Origin of the sequence: Aquimarina algiphila (genome assembly GCF_007489275.1) — a bacterium.
GTDB lineage: Bacteria > Bacteroidota > Bacteroidia > Flavobacteriales > Flavobacteriaceae > Aquimarina > Aquimarina algiphila.
This window is the reverse complement of sequence record NZ_VLNR01000068.1, coordinates 41,517-66,133: the sequence shown is the minus strand read 5'-3', so window position 1 is coordinate 66,133 and position 24,617 is coordinate 41,517. Positions and strand designations below refer to the sequence as shown.

The 24,617-nt window shown below is 31.5% G+C and carries 19 protein-coding genes; 10 read left to right on the top strand and 9 right to left on the bottom strand.

The annotated features are described in order from the left end of the window. Positions 1-6 precede the first annotated feature (6 nt). The 5 genes from FOF46_RS24580 to FOF46_RS24560 all read left to right on the top strand — a co-directional run bounded on the left by FOF46_RS24580 (position 7) and on the right by FOF46_RS24560 (position 5,472). Positions 7-246, top strand: coding sequence for an acyl carrier protein (locus tag FOF46_RS24580; RefSeq protein ID WP_109437687.1), 240 nt, complete (start codon positions 7-9; stop codon positions 244-246). Between the two features lie 19 nt (positions 247-265). Continuing rightward, on the top strand, positions 266-871 hold the full coding sequence (locus tag FOF46_RS24575; protein ID WP_109437686.1) for a sugar transferase: 606 nt from the start codon (positions 266-268) through the stop codon (positions 869-871). Positions 872-947: 76 nt separating this feature from the next. Next, on the top strand, positions 948-3,188 hold the full coding sequence (locus FOF46_RS24570) for a NeuD/PglB/VioB family sugar acetyltransferase (RefSeq protein WP_143918288.1): 2,241 nt from the start codon (positions 948-950) through the stop codon (positions 3,186-3,188). Positions 3,189-3,229: 41 nt separating this feature from the next. After that, positions 3,230-4,318: a GNAT family N-acetyltransferase gene (locus tag FOF46_RS24565; RefSeq protein WP_143918287.1), complete on the top strand. Its 1,089-nt coding sequence runs from the start codon at positions 3,230-3,232 to the stop codon at positions 4,316-4,318. After that, the gene (locus FOF46_RS24560; RefSeq protein WP_143918286.1) at positions 4,315-5,472 is read left to right on the top strand and encodes a GNAT family N-acetyltransferase; all 1,158 of its coding nucleotides are present in this window, start codon (positions 4,315-4,317) and stop codon (positions 5,470-5,472) included. Before FOF46_RS24565 ends, FOF46_RS24560 begins: the two co-directional genes overlap by 4 nt. Before the next feature lie 38 nt (positions 5,473-5,510). On the opposite strand, the gene FOF46_RS24555 is transcribed toward FOF46_RS24560, so the two are convergent. Together FOF46_RS24555 and FOF46_RS24550 are read right to left on the bottom strand one after the other, a co-directional pair. Continuing rightward, positions 5,511-6,485, bottom strand: a complete 975-nt coding sequence (locus FOF46_RS24555; protein ID WP_143918285.1) for a hypothetical protein — start codon at positions 6,483-6,485, stop codon at positions 5,511-5,513. A 40-nt stretch (positions 6,486-6,525) separates the two neighbouring features. Continuing rightward, positions 6,526-7,977, bottom strand: coding sequence for an MBOAT family O-acyltransferase (locus tag FOF46_RS24550; RefSeq protein ID WP_109437681.1), 1,452 nt, complete (start codon positions 7,975-7,977; stop codon positions 6,526-6,528). 696 nt (positions 7,978-8,673) lie between these two features. On the opposite strand from FOF46_RS24550, the gene FOF46_RS24545 reads away from it, so the two are divergent. The 4 genes from FOF46_RS24545 to FOF46_RS24530 all read left to right on the top strand — a co-directional run bounded on the left by FOF46_RS24545 (position 8,674) and on the right by FOF46_RS24530 (position 15,068). Continuing rightward, on the top strand, positions 8,674-9,807 hold the full coding sequence (locus FOF46_RS24545) for a DegT/DnrJ/EryC1/StrS family aminotransferase (protein ID WP_143918284.1): 1,134 nt from the start codon (positions 8,674-8,676) through the stop codon (positions 9,805-9,807). Further along, a complete protein-coding gene (locus FOF46_RS24540; protein WP_143918283.1) occupies positions 9,804-11,732 on the top strand; it encodes a polysaccharide biosynthesis protein in 1,929 nt (642 codons plus the stop codon). Before FOF46_RS24545 ends, FOF46_RS24540 begins: the two co-directional genes overlap by 4 nt. A gap of 178 nt (positions 11,733-11,910) precedes the next feature. Further along, a complete protein-coding gene (locus FOF46_RS24535; RefSeq protein WP_109437678.1) occupies positions 11,911-12,705 on the top strand; it encodes a polysaccharide biosynthesis/export family protein in 795 nt (264 codons plus the stop codon). 8 nt (positions 12,706-12,713) lie between these two features. Then, positions 12,714-15,068 (top strand): GumC family protein, encoded by a 2,355-nt coding sequence (locus FOF46_RS24530; protein WP_109437677.1) that lies wholly within the window; start codon positions 12,714-12,716, stop codon positions 15,066-15,068. A 10-nt stretch (positions 15,069-15,078) separates the two neighbouring features. Here the strand turns inward: FOF46_RS24530 and FOF46_RS24525 are convergent, their stop codons facing one another. The 5 genes from FOF46_RS24525 to FOF46_RS24505 all read right to left on the bottom strand — a co-directional run bounded on the left by FOF46_RS24525 (position 15,079) and on the right by FOF46_RS24505 (position 18,918). Then, entirely contained in the window at positions 15,079-15,816 is a 738-nt protein-coding gene (locus FOF46_RS24525) for a tyrosine-protein phosphatase (RefSeq protein ID WP_143918282.1), read from the bottom strand. A gap of 163 nt (positions 15,817-15,979) precedes the next feature. Continuing rightward, positions 15,980-16,714: a head GIN domain-containing protein gene (locus tag FOF46_RS24520; RefSeq protein WP_109437675.1), complete on the bottom strand. Its 735-nt coding sequence runs from the start codon at positions 16,712-16,714 to the stop codon at positions 15,980-15,982. Between the two features lie 26 nt (positions 16,715-16,740). Beyond that, positions 16,741-17,832 carry a DUF4097 family beta strand repeat-containing protein gene (locus tag FOF46_RS24515; protein ID WP_109437870.1) on the bottom strand — a complete coding sequence of 364 codons (1,092 nt, stop codon included), beginning with the start codon at positions 17,830-17,832 and terminating at the stop codon, positions 16,741-16,743. Further along, a complete protein-coding gene (locus tag FOF46_RS24510; protein WP_143918281.1) occupies positions 17,813-18,373 on the bottom strand; it encodes a hypothetical protein in 561 nt (186 codons plus the stop codon). The genes FOF46_RS24515 and FOF46_RS24510 overlap by 20 nt, the downstream gene beginning before the upstream one ends. Next, positions 18,370-18,918, bottom strand: coding sequence for an RNA polymerase sigma factor (locus FOF46_RS24505; protein WP_109437673.1), 549 nt, complete (start codon positions 18,916-18,918; stop codon positions 18,370-18,372). Before FOF46_RS24505 ends, FOF46_RS24510 begins: the two co-directional genes overlap by 4 nt. A 222-nt stretch (positions 18,919-19,140) precedes the next feature. Here FOF46_RS24505 and lon point away from each other — a divergent pair, with 222 nt between their 5' ends. Continuing rightward, a complete protein-coding gene (gene lon / locus FOF46_RS24500; RefSeq protein ID WP_109437672.1) occupies positions 19,141-21,591 on the top strand; it encodes an endopeptidase La in 2,451 nt (816 codons plus the stop codon). 103 nt (positions 21,592-21,694) lie between these two features. Here the strand turns inward: lon and FOF46_RS24495 are convergent, their stop codons facing one another. Further along, the gene (locus FOF46_RS24495) at positions 21,695-23,635 is read right to left on the bottom strand and encodes an OmpA family protein (RefSeq protein WP_109437671.1); all 1,941 of its coding nucleotides are present in this window, start codon (positions 23,633-23,635) and stop codon (positions 21,695-21,697) included. 12 nt (positions 23,636-23,647) lie between these two features. Then, positions 23,648-24,565, bottom strand: coding sequence for a PorP/SprF family type IX secretion system membrane protein (locus FOF46_RS24490; protein ID WP_109437670.1), 918 nt, complete (start codon positions 24,563-24,565; stop codon positions 23,648-23,650). Positions 24,566-24,617 lie beyond the last annotated feature (52 nt).

Genomic DNA, 24,617 nt, shown 5'->3' with positions numbered 1-24,617 from the left:
CTATAAATGAATAAAGAAGAAATTTTCTCTAAAGTAAAAGAAGCTTTTGTAACAGTATTAGAACACGATAATTTTCAACTTACAGATACAACTACAGCTGATGATGTTGATGGTTGGGAATCGATTACACATATGATGATCATATCAGAGGTAGAGAAATCTTTTGGTATTAAGTTTAAATTAATGGACTTAATGAATATGAATAATGTTGGAGATTTGATCAGAACGATTGAATCTGAACTATAATTTTTTTGAAAGAACGATTATGTATAATCCGTATATTAAAAGAGTATTCGATTTTTTTCTTTCTCTTTCAGGTGTTCTCTTATTGTCACCATTTATAATCATACTCGTTTTAATATTATTTGTGGTTAATAAAGGAAAGCCATTTTTTTTGCAACAAAGACCAGGAAAAAATGGAAAGCTTTTTAAAATTATTAAGTTTAAAACCATGTCTGACCTCAAGTCAGATGAGAAAGATGTTCATAATGTGTCTCGAATAACGAAGGTGGGAGCTTTTATAAGAAAATATTCATTAGATGAGATTTTACAGCTTATCAATGTATTAAAAGGAGATATGAGTTTAATAGGTCCAAGACCACTTTTGGTGGAATACTTACCTTTGTATAACGATATACAGAAAAAAAGACACAATGTAAGACCCGGAATAACAGGATGGGCTCAGGTAAAAGGAAGGAATACAATATCATGGATTCAAAAATTTGAATACGATGTATGGTATGTAGAAAACATAAGTTTTATGTTAGATGTTAAAATTTTGTTTTTGACCTTGCAAAAAGTAGTAAAGAAAGAGGGGGTAAATGTTGATCAGAATACTATTATGCCTGCTTGGAAAGGAAATAACCAATGAAAATAATAAACATTTTATATCGTTTTTATTAACAAACTAGAATTCACAAAACCAACAAATCAACTTAACTATAGTAATGAGGAAAATGGAAATAGCTGGAAAATCTAATAAAATAAGGATTTATGGAGCTGGCGGTCATTCTCAGGTAATACGAGAGGTATTAGAAGAGAATGGTTATGAAGTAACCGAAACTTTTGATGACAAGCCTTCTGGTCGACATTATGCATCAAAAAATGTAACTTCTGGAGCTAGAGGAAATCTAAAAGAATTTCCGCATGAAGGACATCCTGTAATTGTTGCAGTAGGTATTAATGCCGAAAGAGCAGAGATTGCGGGATTTCTTAAAAGTGATTTTGAAAAAGCGATACATCAATCCGCAATTATAGCGCCCACTGCAAAAATAGGAGAAGGTACTGTAGTCTTTGCAGGAGCAATCATTCAGCCAAATACTGTGATCGGAAAACATGTAATCATTAACACTGCAGCAAGTATCGATCATGATAATGTTATAGGAGATTATGCCCATATTTCACCTAAAGCTGCATTATGCGGTCATGTAGAAGTGGGAGAAGGTTCTCATGTTGGTGTTGGAGCCGTAGTAATACCAAAAGTAAAGATTGGGAAATGGTGTACTATAGGAGCCGGAACAGTAGTGTTAAAAGATGTGCCGGATTATTCTACTGTAGTAGGTAACCCAGGTAAAATAATTAAAACAAAACAACCGGAAATGTCGCTTAATAATACGCCCAAATCATCTGATGTTACATTCATTGGTTCTGGTATTTCGTCATCTTTTACTATTCTACACTTTTTGGATTTGATAGAAGGTAGTAAAGACCAGAGAAAGATAAATATTAATATTATTGATAAATATGAAGAATTTCATACTGGTATCCCATACGGGGGGCGATCAGGGTTTTCTGTACATTTAATAACCTCTCTAAAAAACTTTCTTCCAGAACCAGAACTAGGAAAGTTTATTAGATGGCTTAATAATAATAAGAATTGGTTAATTGATGAGTTAAAAAAAGATGGAGGGCAATTGTCCCTGGAGTGGATATCTACACATGCTGCGAAAATAGAAAATAACGAATGGGAAGATCTATTTATTCCTCGTCGTTTTTTTGGATGGTATATAAATGAAAAAGTAAAAACGAGATTAGAAGACTTTAAAATACAAGGGTTAATTAATGTTAATTATATTAACCAAGAAGTGGTAGATCTAGAAAAGACAGAGCATAGTTATATCGTATCCTTAAAGGATAAAAAAACGATAGTATCAGAGAAAGTAATTCTTTCTGTTGGATCTCTTCCTGTAAATCATCTTTGGAAGAATGAAGATTTGATAGAAGAAGATAATATGCTCTTTATTAATGATCCTTACAAGCCCGAGCTAAAAAAGACGCTAAATAAAATAGGAAGTTTTCTTGAGAAAAAACCAAGTCAAAAAGTAAATGTTCTTATCGTAGGAGCAAATGCAAGTGGTCTTGAGATGCTTTATAAATTAAATGATATTGAGAGTATAACATCTCACATCAATAAGTTTATGTTTCTTTCTACCCAAGGACTGTTGCCTGATTCTGTAATTGATGAAGAGCAAAGAAAAGAGTATACACCGTTTAATTTACAGGCACTAGCCAAAGAAAATAATGTAACTGCAAAAGGAATTGCAGAAGCTACATTTAAAGATCTTGATTATGCAGATGAGATGCATTTGGGAGCTGCGTCAACGGTTGATATCATATCAAAGGCATTTGGTTCTTTATTAGGAAAACTTAGTCCTCAGGAATTAAAGAAGTTTGCATGTCATTATGGTAATGAAATTGGTAGAAGACAAAGATGTGCCGGTTATCATTATTCTAAAGTAATCGATGGGTTAAAAGAAGAAGGACGTTTTCATCATATTGCGGGAAGATTTACCAATATTATTAAAACCGAAAATAATGAGTATTCTTTAGAGTATTTGGACACGCAATCAGGACAAAATAAAATATCTGAAGAATCAGTGCATCTAGTTATTAATTGCGTAGGAAGTACTAATCTAACAAAAAATAATATTCCTGAATTATTAAAAAATTTAATAGATAAGGGATATTGCAAGCCAAACGATTCTAAAATTGGGTTTGATGTGAATGAAGCTTTAGAATCAAAAGAAAACTTACATATTGTAGGACCATTACTTGCTGGAAATACTTTTGAAGGAAAAGCAGTTTGGCATGTGGAGCATTGTGGAAGAATCATATGGCTATCCCATGTGTTATCACAAAAAATCAATGATTATTTTTTTGAGAATACCGAGTTAAAAGAAGATTGCTAAATGAGCTAATAAACAACCATACCTAACTAATACCTGTACAATTGAAACAAAACTACAAACTAGTAATAAAAAACCTTGATGATAGCTCAGAGATCTTGGCATATAAGTCTCTGCTTCAGAATAGATGGAATAATAATGTATATTATTCTATTGAGCATTTACAATATTTTGAGAAAGATTCTGATGCATTAAAGTGTTTTTTGTTTGAGAAAGAAGATGCTCCAATCATTCTTATGCCTTTTGTTTTTAGAAAAATAACGATAAAAGATAAAGAACTTCCTTATTTCGATGTGATTAGTCCATATGGTTATAATGGACCTTTATTTGATGATGCTGTTTCTGAAGAAGATGTTATCGAATTTTGGAGACATGTAGATCAATGGTATGTTGATAACAATGTTATTGCAGAGTTTGTTCGTTTTAGTTTAAATGGAAATTCTAATGGATATTCTGGTGCACTAATAGAATCTCTTTTCAATGTTAGAGGTAATCTTTTAGATAATTTTGAAGATCAATGGACCGCATTCTTACCAAAAGTGAGAAATAACTATAGAAAAGCAGTAAATTATAATTTAGAGTTTAAAGTATTTCATAAAGAACAAATTACCAAAGACATTATTAAAATTTTTAATGATATCTATGTTAGTACCATGAATAGAAATAATGCAGATAGTATTTATTTTTTTTCAAATTCATATTTTGAAAATTTGATATTATCTAATTTGGGTAATTTTTCTATAGCAATTGCATATTTTGAAAACATTCCTATTTCTATAGAGCTTATTATTAATTATAAAGACACATTTTTTGCCTTTCTTGGAGGAACCGATGCAGAGTATTTTAGTTATAGACCAAACGATTTCTTAAGAGTAAAAATCATTGAATGGGCTATTCAAAACAAAATGAAACATTATGTTTTAGGTGGTGGTATGAGAGATGGTGATGGGTTGTATAAAAGTAAAAAAGCCTTGTTTCCTAAAGATCAAGATGTCATGTTCTATACGGGTAGAAAAATTGTTAATAAGGAAATTTATAATGAATTGTGCTCCTCTGCTAATGCAGATTTTATTAAGATTGAAGAAGAGGATTTGAAGAATCACTTTTTCCCATTTTATAGATCTTGTGTATGAAAAAAGAGCATGTTGATTATTTTTTTGAGCTATTTGAAAAAAATTCAATTCCCAAAATATTTTCAAAAATAGAAAGTTTCGGGAGTGATGAATCATTAGTGAATTCTAATTATGATAAAAATATAGTTGAGAATTCTGATAGAATCTATTCTGTTTTTTTTATTCCTGATTACTTAAAACCAGTATTTAATCATCAGGTGTTTAATGCCAAAAAGATTAATCAATTTTTTAAAGGGTATGCTATTTTTCTTGATGGTTTTATCAGTGCTGATGCATATATAAAACATCGCTTTAGAAGTAATGCAAAAGGAATAAGGAGGAGAATCAAAAGGCTAGAGTCTTGTTTTCAAATTTCTTATAAGACATATTTTGGATCTATTGAAAAGGAAGAATATGACGTTTTGATGGATTGTTTACATGAAATGTTAGTTAAAAGATTCGAGCAACGAAATGATGTAAGTCAGAGTTTATTAAGATGGGATCATTATGTAAAAATGTACTATTCTTTGATCAATGAAAAGAAGGCATCTCTATTTGTAGTTATGAATGGTGATACTCCTATCGTAGTATCCTTAAATCACCATTTTAATGAACGATTATTTAGTTCTATATCGTCATATGATATTGATTACGGAAAATTTAGCTTGGGAAGTGTAGAGATTTATAAAAAATTAGATTGGTGTATTGCTAATAATCATAAATCTTACGAAATGGGGATGGGAGATTTGAGCTATAAGCGAGAATGGTGCAATCATATATATAATTTTGAACATCAAATTATTTACCCAAAAAAATCGATTTCGGCCTATCTGGGAGCAATGATTGAATATACAAAAGCTAGTTTTAAAGAATTTGTATTTAAAGTAGCTTATGTAAGGTATAAAAAGTTTAAAGCAAAACGTAAAAAAGGCGCCTCTCATGAGCTATCATATACAGCCTCTGCTATAGAAGAGATTCAGAATGACTTACCATATAATACCGTGATTGATTATAATGCTCAGGAATTTTTGTTCTTAAGAAAATTGGTGTTTGATTTCTTGTATACAAGTATAGAAAATGTTTCTAACGTAAAAGTTTTAGAGATTTCAAAAGAACAGAAAACATTCCTGATCATTGGAAATAAAAAAATGCAACGGATTACATTTAATGATTAATATTTAAAATGAAATAAACGTCTAGGTGATTTAAGAAACTATTGCCCAGATTTCAGTTGTTTTTTGTTTATATACTTTGAAATAAGCTGAGCAATAAGTTCTCTTCCATGATTATTCCAGTGTCTATCATAGATTAATGTTGTTGGGCGATCAGAGGCTTCAAAAGAGGATGCGAAATCAATGTAATTAAAGTCGTTTTTCTCTAAGTAAGATAAGAAGAATGTACTTGTTATTCTAGAATCTAAGAGAAGAGTATAACGCTGTTTATCGTATCCATATTTGGAGATTAAATTTTCAAAATTAGCTAAATATTTTTTTTCATTTGCCTCTTTGATGCGTGAAGCTTCAAGCTCATCGATAGGTTTTTTCTTTGGTTTGGATTTAATAATACTAATAATTCGATATACTAATTCTTGTGGGGGATCTAAGATTCCAATACTTTTTGCATAGACCAGTAACTTACTTTTCTTTAAAAGTTTATTCATAGGAGATTCTAGCGCGAGTCGACTATTAACTACGTCGTATTCACCGCGATTGAGATCGTTAGAGAATTTTATACCTAAAATGATATGATCAATTAATAAAAACTGTTCTTTATATGCGTGGGTCAGATGTAACTGATCGGCAAAATCATATCCTGCATATCCATACTCGTATACTTCAATTTCTGGAATTGATTTTTCGATTTTTTTACCAATAGAATTGTAATAATTTTGATGAAATCCTTCTATAAAAGAATCTCCAACGAGTGCAATTTCAGTTTTCTCTTTTGTAGGGTTGAACTCTCTATAAGAATTGAATCCTGAGGTATTGATATGATATTCAGAGAAATTTTGTCGTCTGTTACCAGTAACAGAAAATCCATTTTGGTTGGGCTTCCATTTTTCAACTTTATGCTCATCAAGAAATCGGGTAGGAGTGTCTTTTCCTAAATGAAAAACACGAACTAATCCTTCTAATGTAATAAGTATTAGAAAAGCATAAAGAACACTTTTTAAAATTAATTTTTTCATCCTATTTATTTTACCTCTATTTTTTTACATCATTATTAGATTAGAATTGGAAATAAATAAAAGACCTGTCAATATTGTCATCAAAGAATAATAACATTCCTAAAATTACCAAAGTATACGCTAAAAAACGTGTAATTCGGGATTTAAATTTAAAAGGAGAACGTTCATCTCTTCGTATTCTAAATTCATATAAAATAAAAATTCCAAGTAGAATAAAATAATCGATCATTCTATATCCTAAAGGGTGTTGGTAGTTCTTGTAGGTAAAGTCAGAGCATATTTGTTGAAGAAAACCAAAAGCATCAGAGATCGATTCTGACCTGAAAAATACACGTGAAAATGTAACTAATGAAAAAGTAAGTAAAATTTGAGCTATTTCCTTAATACTGGGAAACCATTTGTTTTCTGCTACAACAGTATTCATATATATTCGATTTCTTCCCATTAGAAATACCGGGATATATAATAAAGCATGGATAGCTCCCCAAATAATAAAAGTCCAGTTAGCACCATGCCAAAACCCACTAACTAAAAATATAATAATAATATTTCTTATGGATTTTAATTTACCAACTCTATTTCCTCCTAGAGGGATGTATACATAATGTCGAAACCATGTGGATAAAGAAACATGCCATCGTTGCCAATATTCGGCAACATTTCTGGAGAAAGTTGGAAATTTAAAATTTGACATTAACTCTATCCCAAATAATTTGGCAGTTCCTATAGCAATATCAGAATATCCGCTAAAGTCACCATATACCTGGAAACTAAATAAGGAAACACCCAGAATTAGAGTAGAGGCAGGGTAGTCACTATAGTTAGCAAAAATGTCATCGACTATAGGTGCAATAGAGTCAGCGATTACTACTTTTTTAAATAATCCCCAAAGTATAAGCTTTAACCCTTCTGTACATTGAATGTAGTTAAAAAGTCTTTTTGTTGTGATTTGTGATAATAAATTAGAAGCCCTTTCTATGGGGCCGGCTACTAGCTGGGGGAAAAAACTTACAAATGTAGCAAATGCAATAAAATTTTTGGTAGGAGTCAATCTCTTATAATATATATCAAGAGAATATGACATGGTTTGAAATGTATAAAACGAGATTCCAACAGGTAGAATAATTTGTAATGTCCAGGTACTTTTTAATTCATATCCAAAAAATGAAAGGAAATCAACCCATGAACCTATAAAGAAATTGTAGTATTTGAAAAACCCCAGTAATCCAATGTTAAAGATGATGCTTACCCAGAGCCAAGACTTTCTCATTCTATTGGTATCACTACTATGGATAGCCTTACCAACAAAAAAATCAACCAAAGTACTTGCCAAAATGAGAAATAAAAACCTCCAATCCCATAAACCATAAAAGATATAGCTAGCAGTAAGAATAAAAAAATTCTGGATTTGAAGTTTTTTATAAAAAATAAACCAATAGAGTACAAAAACAATTGGTAGGAATATGAAAAAATCTAATGAATTAAATAACATTTATTTTAATATAATTATAAAATTCGGGGAAGGTTATACAAAAGGATTAATATATGATAAAAATCCCTCTAGATTTGAAGGATGTAAATTTTATGTATTTAATTATATAAATCAAATATTTACTTAACTATTTTTAATTTTATCCTGTATTCTAGAGTGATATATAAGTATCTTGATTTTATAAAGGGGGAAATCCCCCTTTTATAAACAGGTTTAACCCTTGGTGGTTTAAGTGATTATTAAACTATACTTGTGGTACCCAAAATAAAAGGCTGACAATGATCAATTGTAAGATTTACGGTATGAATTTTGATTGATGAATAACCGCGATAAAATTAGTTTTATCTGCGTTTAAAAATAAATAGAAAAGTATTATTACAAGTAATTTAGCACAAAGGATATAATACTTTTCTTACGGGATTACCGTAAAGTAAGACAAAATCAATATAGAGATGAGTCATTGAACGAATTTTTTAAGTATTCTGTCTAAAAAATCAAATTTTAAGTTGATAATTGATTTAACTAAACTATTTTAGCCGTGGAAAATAAATTAAGAATAAATTCGAAAAAAGGAAGTTCTACCCCCCTTCTTCCAGCGTTTTTTAGATTGTCATGAAAAGAAGTTTGATTAATGATTATACTGTTGTGTAGTCTGTAGTCAACAGTAGATTATTGTTCATTATTAATGGGAAAATTATGAATATAATTGATTCTAAAAGAATATGGCTTTCTTCACCGCATATGGGTGGAACAGAGCAAAAATTCGTTAAAGAAGCATTTGATACAAATTGGGTGGCTCCACTTGGTCCAAACGTAAATGGATTTGAAAGTGATCTTGAAACTTATCTTGGAGAAAATGTTCATGCTGCCGCATTAAGTTCTGGTACGGCTTCATTGCATCTGGGTTTAAAATTACTTGATGTGGGTGTTGATGATGAAGTTCTATGTCAGAGTTTTACTTTTGCTGCTTCGGCTAATCCAATAGTTTATCTTGGGGCAAAACCTGTTTTTATAGATAGTGAAAGAGATACCTGGAATATTTGCCCTCAACAACTTGAAATTGCAATAAAGGATAGAATTGCTAAAGGTAAAAAGCCAAAGGCAATTATTGCTGTACACTTGTACGGTATGCCTTATAATATTGAAGCAGTTCATAACATTGCTTCAGAATATAGAATCCCCATATTAGAAGATAGTGCAGAAGCCTTAGGAAGTTCTTATCAAGGAATTAAGTGTGGTACTTTTGGAGATATATCAATCCTTTCCTTTAATGGTAACAAAATAATTACTACATCGGGAGGAGGCTCATTAATTTCTAAAAACAAAGAGCATAGGGATAAAGCAATTTTTTGGGCAACACAGTCCAGAGATAATGCACCTCATTATGAGCACTCAGAGATAGGATATAACTATCGAATGAGTAATATTACCGCAGGTATTGGAAGAGGACAAATGGAAGTTTTGGAACCTCATGTAAATAACAGACGCAGTAATTTTGAATTTTACAAAAAGAATCTTGAAGATTCCTCTGAAATTAAGTTTTTAGAAGAGCCTTCAGGATATTATTCTAATAGATGGCTTACATGTATTGAGACTAGCTCTTATCAACTAAGAGAGGCAATACGTTTGTCATTAGCAGAAGAAAATATAGAGTCAAGACCGTTATGGAAACCCATGCACCAACAAGCTGTATTTGCAGATTGTGATGCTTACCTCAATGGAATTTCTGATGACCTATTTGATCGAGGACTTTGCTTACCGAGCGGGTCTAATCTTGAAGAAGATGATTTATATAGAATTGTATCAGTAATTAAAAATGTTTTGAGATGATTAAGAATTACCTAATAAATAATTCCCATAAACACGCGTCTAAATGGCTTGTGTTATCAATTGACGTGTCCATAACGATTTTTAATTTCTTTTTGGCATACGTGGTTAGGTTCGGGATTACACTAAATTTTGATACTACAAATCTGTTGTATCAATTACCAATAGTTGCAGGTTTGTCGGCATTAAGTTTCTTGTTAATAGGTTCCTACAAAGGTGTAGTGAGACATACAGGAATGCGAGATGCATACAATTTGTTTTTGGCAGTTACTATTCTAATTACGCTTACCGGATTTTTAATGGCTTTTAGTAGAATGTCTCTAATGCCAGAATTGTTAAATATTCCTGTATCAATAATATGTATTCATTATTTATTAAATATTATAACACTTACAACAAGTCGTTTGATATTCAAGTATTGTTACTATTATGTCAAATCAAAAATTGGTGAAACTTCAAGAATTTTGATTTATGGTGCTGGGGATTCTGGTTTAATTACCCAAGCAGCAATAACTAATGATTCTAATCGATCACTATCAGTAATTGGATTTGTTGATGATAACCCCCAAAAAATTGGGAAAACCATAAACGGAATTAAGGTATATTCGTCAGGTTCTGTCAATCAAAATTTTGTTACAAAGAACAATATTAAAGAGATTGTAGTATCTATTCCTCATATCAATAAGAAGAGATTGTCTGAGATTTCAGATAACTTACTAAAACTTTCGGTTACTGTAAAAATTATACCTGCGGTTAATGATTGGATTGATGGAAAACTAAAAGTTTCTCAGATCAAAGAAATTCAAATCGAAGATCTTTTAGAGAGGGCTCCTATTAATATGGATAATCAGAATATTAAGGAGGAACTTGATGATAAGGTTATCTTGATCACTGGAGCAGCCGGATCAATTGGTAGTGAGATTGTAAGACAGGCGTCATATTATAGCTATAAGCATCTCGTATTGGTGGATCAAGCAGAATCTCCTTTGTATGATTTGCAACAAGAGCTTCTTAGTAAGGGAGTTACTAATTTCACTCCAATCGTTGCAGATATTAGAGATCATCAAAGGATAGAAACTATTTTTGAAAAGTATAGACCTAATATGGTCTTTCATGCAGCGGCTTATAAGCATGTACCTCTTATGGAAAATAATCCTTGTGAGGCTATAAAGATTAATGTTTTAGGAACCAGAAAACTTGCTGATTTATCATCTGAGTTTGGAGTCGATAAATTTGTTTTTGTTTCTACCGATAAAGCGGTTAATCCTACTAATGTAATGGGAGCGACTAAGAGAGTTGCCGAAATGTATATTAAGTGTCTACATAAAAGTAGTAAAACTAAATTCATAACAACCAGATTTGGAAATGTATTAGGTTCTAATGGTTCTGTAATACCATTGTTTAAAAAACAAATTCAAAAAGGAGGTCCATTAACCGTAACTCATAAAGACGTAACTCGTTTCTTTATGACAATTCCAGAGGCATCACAACTAGTAATTGAAGCAGGAACAATGGGTAATGGTGGTGAAATATTCATTTTTGATATGGGTGAATCGGTTAAGATATTTGATCTTGCTAAAAAAATGATAAGGCTATCCGGGCTTAATTATCCTGATGACATTGATATAAAAATCACAGGCCTTAGACCGGGGGAAAAATTATATGAAGAGCTTTTAGCCGATACTGAAAATACTTTACCAACATATCATAAGAAAATAATGATAAGTAGATTTGATGATAATGATTGCTTAATGATTAAAGATAAGATAGATGATCTTTGTATCATGAATTTACTTAATCAGGATCATCAAATTGTTGGAAAACTAAAAGAAATTGTACCTGAATTTATTTCTAACAATTCTACTTTTGAAAGTATTGATAAAATAAACAAAGAAAGTGTTCAAAATAAGTCTGGAGTACTTGTATAATATTCCTTAAAAAAAGATTGCAATAGTTTATTTCAAATCTAATGAAATAAACTATTGCAATTTTATCTGACCATTAAAAGCCAATATATAACAGATAAGGCAAAATTTCATTGCTAAACTAAATAAAGTTATATTTTTGTGATTCATTATAAACACTTACTTATAAAGTTTTAAAAGTATGAGATTTAGATTTTTGTTTTTAGTTCTGGTAGTAATTTTGGTATTTTCATGTAAAGTCCCAACAGATGTGGTTTATTTTCAGGACTCTGCAAATAAGGAAGAAATTTCCTCAACTAACTCATTTACACCGGTTTTTAAGGTTGATGATATCGTAAGTATATTAATATCTGCAGCAGATATGGATGCTGCAAGGCCATTTAATTTAATGCAGGGATCTTCTATAAGTTCTTCTTCATTGGGAGAAAATGGCGGTGCGGGTGCTGCCGGGAACGGTGCTCCAGAACCAACATATCTAATAGACGAAGAAGGAAATATTGATTTTCCAGTATTAGGAAGATTAAAAATAGCTGGACTTACACGTATTGAGGTAAAAGAAATGATCAAAGAAAAATTGAAAATTTATATTAATGACCCTATTGTAAGTGTAAGACTCAAAAATTTTAAAATAACAGTAATGGGGGAGGTTGCAAGACCTGGATCATATACAATACCTAATGAACGAGTAACAATAATAGAAGCTCTTGGTTTGGCTGGGGATATGACGATCAAAGGGAAAAGAGAAAATGTTATGGTGATTAGAGAAAATAAAGGCGTAAATACATATCATCGTGTTGACCTTACTTCTAAATCAATTTTTGAATCTCCTGTATACTATTTGGCTCAAAATGACGTACTTTACATAGAACCTAATCAGTCTAGAGTAAGAGAATCCAAAACCCGTAATAATACTGTAGGTATTATTATTAGTATAGTTGGAGTTATTATATCTACTGTTGGTTTAATCATAAGATAATATAATACATGATCTCCAATACAAATAATACACCTACTACCGATACAAATTTTGATTCATCTTCTAGTTTTAGTTTTAATCTTAGAGATCAGATTATAAAATACCTTAAGAAATGGTATTGGTTTGTATTGAGTGTTGTTATTTTTGTCTCCTTGGCATATGTAAAGGTAAGGTATACCATTCCTCAGTATAATGTTTCATCTATGATAATAATTTCTCAAGATGAAAGTATTAGTGAATCCGAGTTGTCTGCCTTTAAAGATTTGGGTTTATTAGATGATTCTCAAAATAAAATCGAGAACGAAATTCAGATTATCAAATCTAGAACATTGTTGACAAATGTAGTTAATAATCTAAATTTAAATGTACGCTACTTTAGCGAAGGAAGAATCTTAGAGGTTGAGAATTATCCAAAATCTTTAATTGAGATCAACTTTTTGTCAGATGATACTATTGTACATACAAAATCTCAGGTTTTTCATGTAAAAATCAATTCAGGAACATCTTTTTCTTTTCTGGATAAAAAAGGTAAAAAACTAAGTGATCATTCTTTTGGAAAAACAATAAGTAGTGGTGTAGGGGATATCGTTATTACTCCAAGTGTTGAAGATATCGAACCTCACCTTAACAAAACCATAAAGATTCAAATTGCTCCTGTAAAGTCTGTAGCAGAAGGATATAGAGGTAGATTATCAATTTCTCCGCTAAAGAATTCTTCTATAGTTAGAATTTCATTAAATGATCCGGTAAAAGAAAAAGCAAAAGATATTATCAATAATCTTGTTGAAGAATATAATAAAGCTACGATACAGAATAAAAAACAAGCCTCTGCAAGAACAGCAGATTTTATAAACGAACGTTTAGATCTTATTTCTGGTGATTTAACAGAGGTTGATGATGAAGCTGCTGGATATTTATCCAAATATGGACTTACAAATGATATAGGAGCACAAACACAACGGGTTGCTGATATAGATTCTAGGAATGTACAAGAAATAGCTCAGCTAAATACACAACTTAGTCTTATAGAATCGATGAGACGATTTGTGTTAAGTCAAGAAGGTAGGTATGATTTAGTTCCTGCAAACCTTGGTTTTGATGACCCTACGATTACTACTACAGTATCTAGATATAATGGATTAATCCTTCAACGACAACGATTATTGAAAACGTCAAGTGTACAGAATCCTGTTGTAGTAAACATAGACCAACAAATAGATGGATTAAGACAAGTACTTATTGGTAGTTTGAATAGTTTAAGAAGTTCAATTAATATACGATTAAAAAGTCTTAGAACACAGGACCAGTATTTTAGTGGTAAATTATATAACGCTCCAATACGGCAAAAAGATCTACGAGTAATTGAAAGAGAACAAACAATTAAAGAACAGTTATACCTCTATCTTTTACAAAAAAGAGAAGAGGCAGAGATTACAAGCCATATAACATTATCTAATGCCAGAGTAATAGATAAAGCCTCAACTTTGAGCTCATATCCTGTGTCTCCTAATAAAAAAACAATATTTGCAGGAGCTTTTTTCTTAGGATTTGTGCTACCTTTTTTGATTATTTATACCTCTGACTTATTAAATGTAAAAATACGTTCTAGAGAAGATCTGGAGAAAGTACTTTCAATGCCAATTATTGGATCTATTCCAAAGGTGAAATCAAAAAAACAAATTGTTATTTCTCAAAATGATAGATCTGGTATTGCTGAGGCATTTAGGATTTTGAGAACTAATCTTGATTTCCTTTTAGCGGGTATTAATAAGGATAAAGGAAAAGTTATTTTTGTCACTTCCACAATCTCAGGAGAAGGAAAAACATTAATTTCATCAAACTTGGCTAAGACCTTATCCATTTCTGGTAAAAAAGTAGCGTATTTGGGGACAGATTTGAGAGACCCAAAGTTTCATAAGTTCTTCGATTTACCTAATGGAAGAGATACAAAAGGACTTACTAACTATATAATGAATGCTGAATTAAATCCAGAAGATATTATATACAACGACAAAGAAGAAAATTCTTTTGATATTATACCATCTGGAGCTATTCCTCCAAATCCTGCAGAACTTCTTATGCAAGAACGAGTTAATTCTATGTTTGAGTATTTGCAAAGTGAGTATGATTATGTTGTTGTTGATACTGCTCCGGTTAGTCTAGTAACAGATACGCTGTTAATAGCAAAATTTGCAGATCTTAGTATTTATATAGTAAGAGAAAATTATTCTGACAAAAGAGTTTTACAAGTTCCAGAAAACTTCTATAGAGAGAAACGTTTGCCTAATATTGCCGTATTACTTAACGCAGCAGCTACCAAAACTGGTTATAATTATGGGTATGGATATGGTAAAAAGAAATAGATACGTTATATTAAGAAAAAATAGAATTTTTTTTCATTAACCTAGTTATTTTTTCAGCTACCTTTTTAGGGAATCCTTGTTGTAGTATTCCGAGTTGATGATAATTATGTATGTCTGATCCGGTAAAATCTATATAATCAAGATCGATTAATTTCTTTGCAAAAGACTTAATGTTTTCCCCGTAATATCCAGATACAGATAACAAATTAAGCTGAAATAAAAACCCAGATTTTTTAAGTTCGTCATATTTTTTAAGATCATCTTCATAGAAAGAATATCGTTCTGGATGTGCAAGAATAGGGATATATCCAGCTAATTTAATTTCAAATAATATTTCATTAAGATTTATAGGAGGACCAAATGTCGACATCTCTACAAGGATATAATTCTTATGAAGAGGTAGAATGTCATTTTGTTTTAAACGATCATAAAACAAATCATCCATCATGTATTCTGCACTAGATAATAATTCAACACCTGTTATTCCAAGAGGGGTAAGAATCTCTTGCATTTCTTCTAGTTTGGTGCATATGGTTTGTGATGAATTTGGCCAAACGTCCTGAATAACATGGGGAGTTGTGATTACTTTTTTGATGCCAATTTTTTCTAATTGCTCTAGGATGTAAGCAGATTGATATACAGTCTTCACTCCATCATCAATACCAGGAAGAAGATGAGAATGAATATCTACATAGCCGTTAGGAACAACTTCATAAAAAGGGGTTTCTTTTTTTGATAAAAATGACAATATTGTTTTATTTGGGGTGAATTTAAACTAAAAAATACTTATTATATTGATATTTAACAATAACTGCAAGTATTTTTCAAAAATAGAGATTATTGAGCATAAAAAAAACTGTTTAAGAATGAACTCCATAAACAGTTTTTTTAATTGTTTTTAAATTGTGATATTAACGTTTTGTAATATCTCCAGATCCAGATACTTTTTTGTCTTCTTTTTCTGGATTTCCTTTATATGCAATATCTCCAGATCCTGATACTCGTGCTTTTAAAAATGAAGTCGCGGTGAGTTGAATATCTCCAGATCCTGATACAGCAGCATTGGCATTTTTTGCATTTAATTCATAAGCTTCGAGATCTCCAGACCCTGCAACACTACAGTTAAAACTATCTGTTTTTCCTTTTAAAACTAAATCTCCGGATCCAGATACTTGAGCATAGGTCTTATCTGTGTCTACTATAAGTTTGATATCACCAGAACCCGATACTGCTGTTTTAAATTCTGCAGCTTTAATAGTATCAGAGCTGTAGACATCTCCCGATCCAGATAGAGTCACTTGAGTTAAATCTTTAAAAGGAACTGTAATTAATAGCTTTTTTCCAATAGATGGTTTTAAATAATATCCTTTTTGAACATATATTCTTAATGCATCACCTTCAACTTTAGTTTCGATATAATCAATAAGGTTACTTTCTCCTTCAATAGAAATTTTTCCTTCAGTTCCAGAAACCAAAGAGACGTCAAGGCTTCCTTTTACTTTAATCTGATCATAATCAGATGTAGTTCTTTCTTTAGTGGTCATATTACCGTCACCTTTAATTTTTTTTCCATTTCCCCACCATTGAGCCTGTACTGTAGTTATACTACATAGTGCTATACCTAATATAATTGTTGTTACTTTCATTTTGCTGATGTATTATAATTTGTGTATTAGTTTTTTCTTAGTTTAATTCCTCCATAGCTAGACGTAATATTAATTGTATTTCCGCTATTTGCCTCACCTTGATATCCTTGATACTCTTTTTTAGAACTTTTCACATATTTTTTCTGAACAGTGATGCTTTCATCAACCTTTACACCTCCATACGAAGTTTTGATTGAGAAATCAAAAGTACAACCGTTTTCATATCCGATATCTGCAGAAGTATAATCTGTTTTGATAGTTACATTTCTAAAAGAAGGTTGTAAAGACTGAATGGTAATAGATCCATAGTCAGAATCTATATTTAGTGCCTCAGAAATACTTCCGATTTTTGTACTTACGTAATCTGCTTGCCCAGTTACATCGCCTCCATTTTCTATTTTTATTGAACCATAATCACAGTTATAATTTAGGTTTTTTATCGATTTAAACTTTGATTTGGTATAATCGGCATTAAGATCAATTCTATCGGATTTACCTATTTCAAAATCAGAATAGTCAGCATTAATCTTTCCATTTTTCATATATTCTATGGTGCTATTATTTGTGTAATCTATATTGATGTAGTTGTCATTTCCTAACAATTCACCAAGGATAATTTGTCCATAATCACAATTGATTTTTGCAGTACCCTGTATTTTATCAAGATTAATATTTCCATAATCATTATTAAGGTCGATACTATTGGTTACAGGAACTTTTACGGTGTAGTTGATCTTCATGTTTAGATTGTTATTCCAACCGCTGGTCCATTTATCCCACCATGAGCTATCACTCTTATTAAAAGTAGTTCTGGCACTAACCATTTGAGATGAAGCATCAAATTCTACACCTATTGATTCTAATTTTTTTATAACTTTTTCTTCATCATTACCGCTTACTTTAATATTAATTTCCATGACGATCCGGTTTTCATTCCATGAAGTAATATCCAGATTACCATAATCATTACTAATTTTTAGTAAAGCATTTGCGTTCACCGAGAATTCTTTTTTCAATTTTTTTTCCTTGGTGTATTTCCCTTTTAAATCTCCATTATTGGCTAACGCTAAAGCTGGAATGAGTAATAATAAGATTATATTATAGTATAGAGTTTTCATTTTCTGATAATTTAAATTCTTTAATGTCATTAATTTTTTGAAGTACATCTTCTAACAAATTCGCTCGCTGCTGAAAGTTTTGAATCATTGCACTAATTACCCTTTTATCATTTCCACTATGAAAAAGATCTTTTTTTAGGGTTTCATAATCCGATTCCAATTTTTCTAATTGCAACATTGCATCGGTAACCAGTTTTTTCGTTTCTGGAGAAGAAATCTTATTGATTTCCTCTAGTTGCACTTGAATCGCAGAAGTGAAAAAACTTTGAGTTTCTTCCATTTGAGGTGAAACACTAGCTAAATCTACTTCTTCTTTGGTATCAATTTTAGAGGTCATAGTCACAATTCCAAATAGAATGGCAACAGAAGCTGCGATTGCAATTGGTGTATACCAATTCCTCTTTTTAGGCTTTAACGGAACGACTTTACCTTGACCTTGCAGTTTTTCTAAAAACCGCGCCTTGTGGTTAGCCGAAGGTTCGTATATGTCTAATTGATCCTCCATTCGTTCAAATAACTTTTCTATATTGTCATTGTTCATACAAATTGTATTTTTTTTCGTAAGCTTTCTTTTGCGCGCGAAACAAGCGTACGACAATTAGAATATGATATATTCATAATTTGACAGATCTCTTCATAATCATACCCCTCAATTAGATGTAATGATAATGCAGTGCTATAGCTGTCTTTTAGTTCAGTTAGCGTATTTAATACAGCATTCACCTTTACAGAAGCTAAATCTTCTTCTGCTATTCCTGTACTATCAGAAAGAGCATATTCTACAGTTTCTAAAGCTACTTCACGATGAAGACTATTTTTACGTGACACAGTTAAACTAGCATTAATAACTATTCTTTTTAACCATGCGCCAAACATATTATTGTCTTCTAGCATAGAGAGCTTGGTAAAAGCTGTCAAAAAAGCTTCTTGCATGACGTCTTCAGCTTCTGCGCTATCTTTTATGATTCTCAATGCCGTATTGTACATTGCTTTATAATAACGGTTATATGTTTCGAGCTGCGCATTTTGATCATGCTCTCGACATTTGGCTATTAGTTGCTCTGTATTTAGTTGGGTTAGTGACAAAAAAATTAATTTACTTTTAAATAAAGATATATATTGATTTGATTTGTTACAGTTTTAAAATATTTTTTTTAAAAACTTATGGCATAACAATTGAAATATAAATAATGAACGTATATTAAAACCCTAGTTTTATTAGGTTTAATGAAGTTTTAGTTGATTTAAATAAATTTTAAAAAGAAATGTTGTTTTGTAGTAATGACAAAATGACTTTGATATATACTTATGGCGAAAACCAAATTTACAACACTTGACAGTTTGTCATTTCAAGGAATAGAAGAAGATGCAGAGTTAATACCTTTGATGACTCCTGAAGATGAAGAAGAAATAGACAAAGAAGATCTACCAGAGATATTATCTATTTTGCCTTTAAGAAATACGGTTTTGTTTCCTGGAGTTGTTATTCCTATTACAGCCGGGAGAGATAAATCTATTAAACTTCTTAACGAAGCTAATAATGGAAATAAAACAATTGGCGTAGTTTCTCAGAAAGAAGAAGGAATAGAGAATCCATCTTTAAAAGATATTAATAGAGTAGGAGTTGTAGCTCGTATTCTAAGAGTCTTAAAAATGCCAGATGGCAATACTACTGTTATTTTACAGGGTAAGAAACGATTTCATATCGATGAAGTAGTAGAGGAAGTACCTTATATAAAAGCCAAAGTAAAAGAAGTTCCCGAAGCGAGACCAGCTAAGGAAAATAAAGAATTTAGTGCGATAATAGACTCGATTAAAGATTTGGCTCTAGAGATTATAAAAGAAAGTCCAAATATTCCATCAGAGGCTTCTTTTGCCATTAAGAATATAGAAAGTAATTCCTTTTTGATCAATTTTGTGTCTTCTAATCTTAACCTTCCTGTAGAGGAAAAACAAAAACTATTAGAGGTTAATGATCTAAAAGAAAGAGCATTAGCTACTTTGAAATATATGAATGTAGAGTTTCAGAAATTGGAACTTAAAAATGATATACAGAATAAGGTTCAGCATGATATGAGCCAGCAACAACGCGAATATTTCTTACATCAACAGATGAAAACTATCCAGGAAGAACTTGGAGGAGTTTCACATGAAGATGAGATTGAAGAAATGCGTATGCGAGGTAGAGATAAAAAATGGGATGAGGATGTAAAAAAGCATTTTGATAAAGAACTCGCCAAAATGCAGCGTATGAATCCGCAAGTAGCAGAATATTCTATACAACGTAATTATTTGGACCTATTTCTTGATTTACCATGGAATACGTTTAGTACTGATAAATTTGATTTAAAGTTTGCCAAAAAAGTTTTAGACAGAGATCATTATGGTCTTGATGAAGTAAAACGCCGTATTATAGAATATTTGGCGGTGTTAAAACTTCGTAATGATATGAAATCCCCAATATTGTGTTTATATGGGCCTCCTGGAGTTGGTAAAACTTCTTTAGGGAAATCTGTGGCAGAGGCATTAGGAAGAGAATATGTAAGAATCTCTTTGGGAGGATTGCGCGATGAAGCAGAGATTAGAGGGCATAGGAAGACTTATATTGGAGCGATGCCAGGTAGAATTATCCAAAGCCTTAAAAAAGCAGGAACTAGTAATCCAGTATTTGTTTTGGATGAAATTGATAAACTTTCTGTTGGTAATCAAGGAGATCCTTCTTCTGCGTTATTAGAGGTTTTAGATCCAGAACAAAACTCAGAATTTCATGATAATTTTCTTGAAATGGGATTTGATCTTTCTAAAGTAATGTTTATTGCTACTTCGAATAGTTTGAGTACAATTCAACCAGCGCTTCGGGATAGAATGGAAATTATTAATGTTACAGGATATACGATTGAAGAAAAGGTAGAGATTGCTAAACAACATTTATTACCTAAACAATTAGAAGAGCATGGACTGGATAAATCTCATATCAAACTAGGAAAAGCACAATTAGAAAAAATAATAGAAGGCTACACCAGAGAATCAGGTGTTAGAGGATTAGAAAAACAAATCGCTAAAATGGTACGATATGCTGCCAAGAATATAGCGATGGAAGAGGAGTACAATATTAAGATTAGTAATGAAGATGTTATAGAAGTTCTTGGAGCGCCACGACTAGAACGCGATAAATATGAAAATAATGATGTTGCAGGAGTTGTAACCGGTTTGGCCTGGACGAGAGTTGGAGGAGATATATTATTTATAGAATCTATTCTTTCTAAAGGAAAAGGAACCTTAAGTATAACAGGGAATCTAGGTAAAGTAATGAAGGAATCTGCAACTATTGCGATGGAATTTATTAAAGCAAATGCAGCCGAATTAGGTATTAAACCTGAAATTTTTGATACTTATAATGTACATATTCATGTTCCGGAAGGAGCTACCCCAAAAGATGGTCCAAGTGCAGGGGTAACTATGCTTACTTCTCTGGTATCTTTATTTACGCAACGTAAAGTCAAGAAAAGTCTGGCAATGACTGGTGAAATCACATTGCGAGGAAAAGTACTTCCGGTTGGCGGAATAAAAGAAAAGATTCTTGCAGCAAAAAGAGCACACATAAAAGAAATATTACTTTGTGAAGATAATAAGCGAGATATTGATGAGATTAAATCAGAATATCTAAAAGGTTTAACTTTTCACTATGTGAAAAATATGGAAGATGTTCTAAAAATAGCCATAACGAATACTAAGGTTAAGAATGCTAAAAAACTTTAAGAAGTAATTATTAATAAAAAAAGCCCCAATATGAATATATTCATATTGGGGCTTTTTATATATCCTTACCTTAAAATTACTTCAACATTAGGAGAAAAGAAATTTACATTTTGATAATAATAAATTCTGATCTTCTGTTAAGTTGATGCCTGGCTTCTGAACAAGGGGTATCATCAGCGCATTCATTTATGAGTTGAGACTCTCCATATCCGATAGCACTTTCAATTCTATTGGCTTCAATTTCTTGTGAAATGATATATTTACGAGTAGATTTTGCTCTTCTATCCGATAATTGTGCATTGTAATCATTATTCCCTCTAGAATCTGTATGAGACTCTACTTTTATAACCATATCTGGATATTCTTTCATCAAAAGAACTACTTTATTTAGCTCTGAAGCAGCGTCATTCCGTATAAAAGATTTATCTAGATCAAAATAAATGATACCGATTTTTATTTTTAGAACACCATCTTCTTCTACAATAAGCTTATTTACTGTAGATAAAGTAACAGGTACGTTAGTTTCTCCAGATTTTTTATTTGTTATTGCAGGCGTAGTGCTTGGTTTATATCCTGTTTTTTCGGTCTTTATTTCATATGGAGTATTACAATCGACTTCATAATTAAATGAAAATTTACCTCCAGACTGACTTTGAGTCTCTTCAAGTATTTCTCCATTCTCAGAAAGTAAAGTCAATTTAGCACCACTAATAAAACCTTTTGTAGTAGCATTAGATACTACACCAGTAATAGTTTGATCGCATACTTCTATAGGAGTTCTCTCAAATGAATAAATATCATCATCTCCTTTTCCTGATTTTCTATTAGAGCAAACATAACCTTTATTAGTGTTTTCATCAACTATATACCCAAAATCATCAAGATTACTGTTTAAAGGCGCACCCAAATTAACAGGAGTATCAAATGAATATTCATATTTACTCTCAAAAACATCTAAACCACCTAATCCTAAATGTCCATCAGAAGCAAAATAAAGAGCATTGTCGGTAATATAAGGAAACATTTCTCTCCCATAGGTGTTAATATTAGGTCCCAGGTTTTTGGGTTGAGAATAATTGTTATCACCGAGAATATCTACTACAAATATATCTGTTCCTCCTATAGATCCAGGCATATCTGATACAAAGTATAATTTTTTACCATTTTTACTTACTGTTGGGTGCCCTACAGAATACTCATCACTATTAAAAGGTAATTCTTGAACATCTGTCCATTCAATTTTTTCACCTCCTTCAACAATTTTTGCACTATATAATTTTAAATGATTAATGCCTTCATCATCTCTACCCAAATCACCATTAAAATTATTCCTGGTAAAATAGATTGTTTTTTCATCTGGAGAGAATGCTAATGTTGCTTCGTGATATCGGGTATTTAATTCTCTCGAAAACTCCTCAAGAAATTTAACATCGGTTTGAGCGGGGTTAATTTCTCCTAAAAGCATATTTAGAAAAGGTTGCTCGTTCCAATGATAATTTCTGGTGTGATAATTTGAAGTATCGACTGCTGATGAATACACAAGTTGATCTTTAAAATACATGGGTCCAAAATCAGAAAATTCGGAATTAATTTCCAGGTTTTTTAATGTAAATTGTGGTTCAAGGTCCAGCACATCTTCAATGCTTATTTTTTCTTGAGAGTACTTCTGAGCTCTTGGGTCTTGATTATTAGCTTTTTGAGAGAACTTTTTCATCCATTTTTTGGCAGAACGATTATCATCAATTCCCTGAAATGTATGTGCATATCTAAATAAATATTCTGCTTCGACATTATCTGGATACTCAGATAGTAGTACGTCATACCATTTATGGGCCTCTTCCATATTAGTATTAAAATAATATGCGTCTCCAGCTTTTTGAAGTACTTCTTTAGACTTATCTCCTTTTTCTATCGCTGCTTCATATTCTTTTGCAGCTTCGATATACCACATTTTGTCAAAGAATTCATCCGCTCTTTTGTGTTTTTTTTGAGAATAACCAAAAAGAGAGAGTAAGATTAGACTTAGGGTAATTATATTTTTCATACACTATACTTTTTAAAAGAATCTTGGTGATTTTAATCGTTTTTCCTGTGATTTAAGCTCGAATCTTACCATGATTTCATGACTTCCTGTTGTAAATTGTTGCAATTCTGTCGTGGTATAATCAAAAGCATAACCTATAAGTAATCCTGGAGTAACTTGAAAACCTGCGAGAGCACTTACAGAATCATCCCATCTATAGGAAGCACCAAGCCGTAAACGATCATAAAACATAAAATTAGCAGATAGATCAACAATAAGAGGAGCTCCCACTACATGCTTTACTAAAAAAGCGGGTTTAAATTTTGTTTTTTGACTAAGATCAAAAACTAAACCTCCTATAAAGAAGAAGTGTAATCTTTCTGATGCTACAGATTGTTGAATATCATCATAATGGTCGTCTGTAAAAAAGTTAGGTATAGAAACTCCTAAGTAGCTTTTTTCACTATGTAAATATAACCCGGCACCAACTGTTGGAAAAAACTGATTATTAATATTTTGTTGAAATAGAATATCCGGGTTCTGTGATTGGCCTTTTGTCCAATCAATGTTGAATAATCTTCCTCCTCCTTTTACTCCAAAAGAAAGTCTATGAGTTTCTGAAGCTTTTATAGTATATGAGAAATTTAGATCAAAATAGAATTCATCAGATGGACCAATTTCGTCATTTACTATGGACAAACCCAATCCAATTTTTTTACCTATCGGACTGTCAACGGTTAAGGTTTGTGTTCTTGGTGCTCCATCAATTCCTACCCACTGTGATCTGTGAATTCCTGTTACAGTCATATGACCTCTAGAACCGGCATATGCAGAATTAACACTTAATGTATTATACATATACTGGGTAAATTGAGGATCTTGTTGCCCAAAAACGCAGTATGTGGACGCGATCATTAAAATCCCTAATATTTTTTTAGTAATTATATTCATGTTCTGATTTGATTTGGTTTGGAGGTACATCAAAATGGATATACCTCCTTAT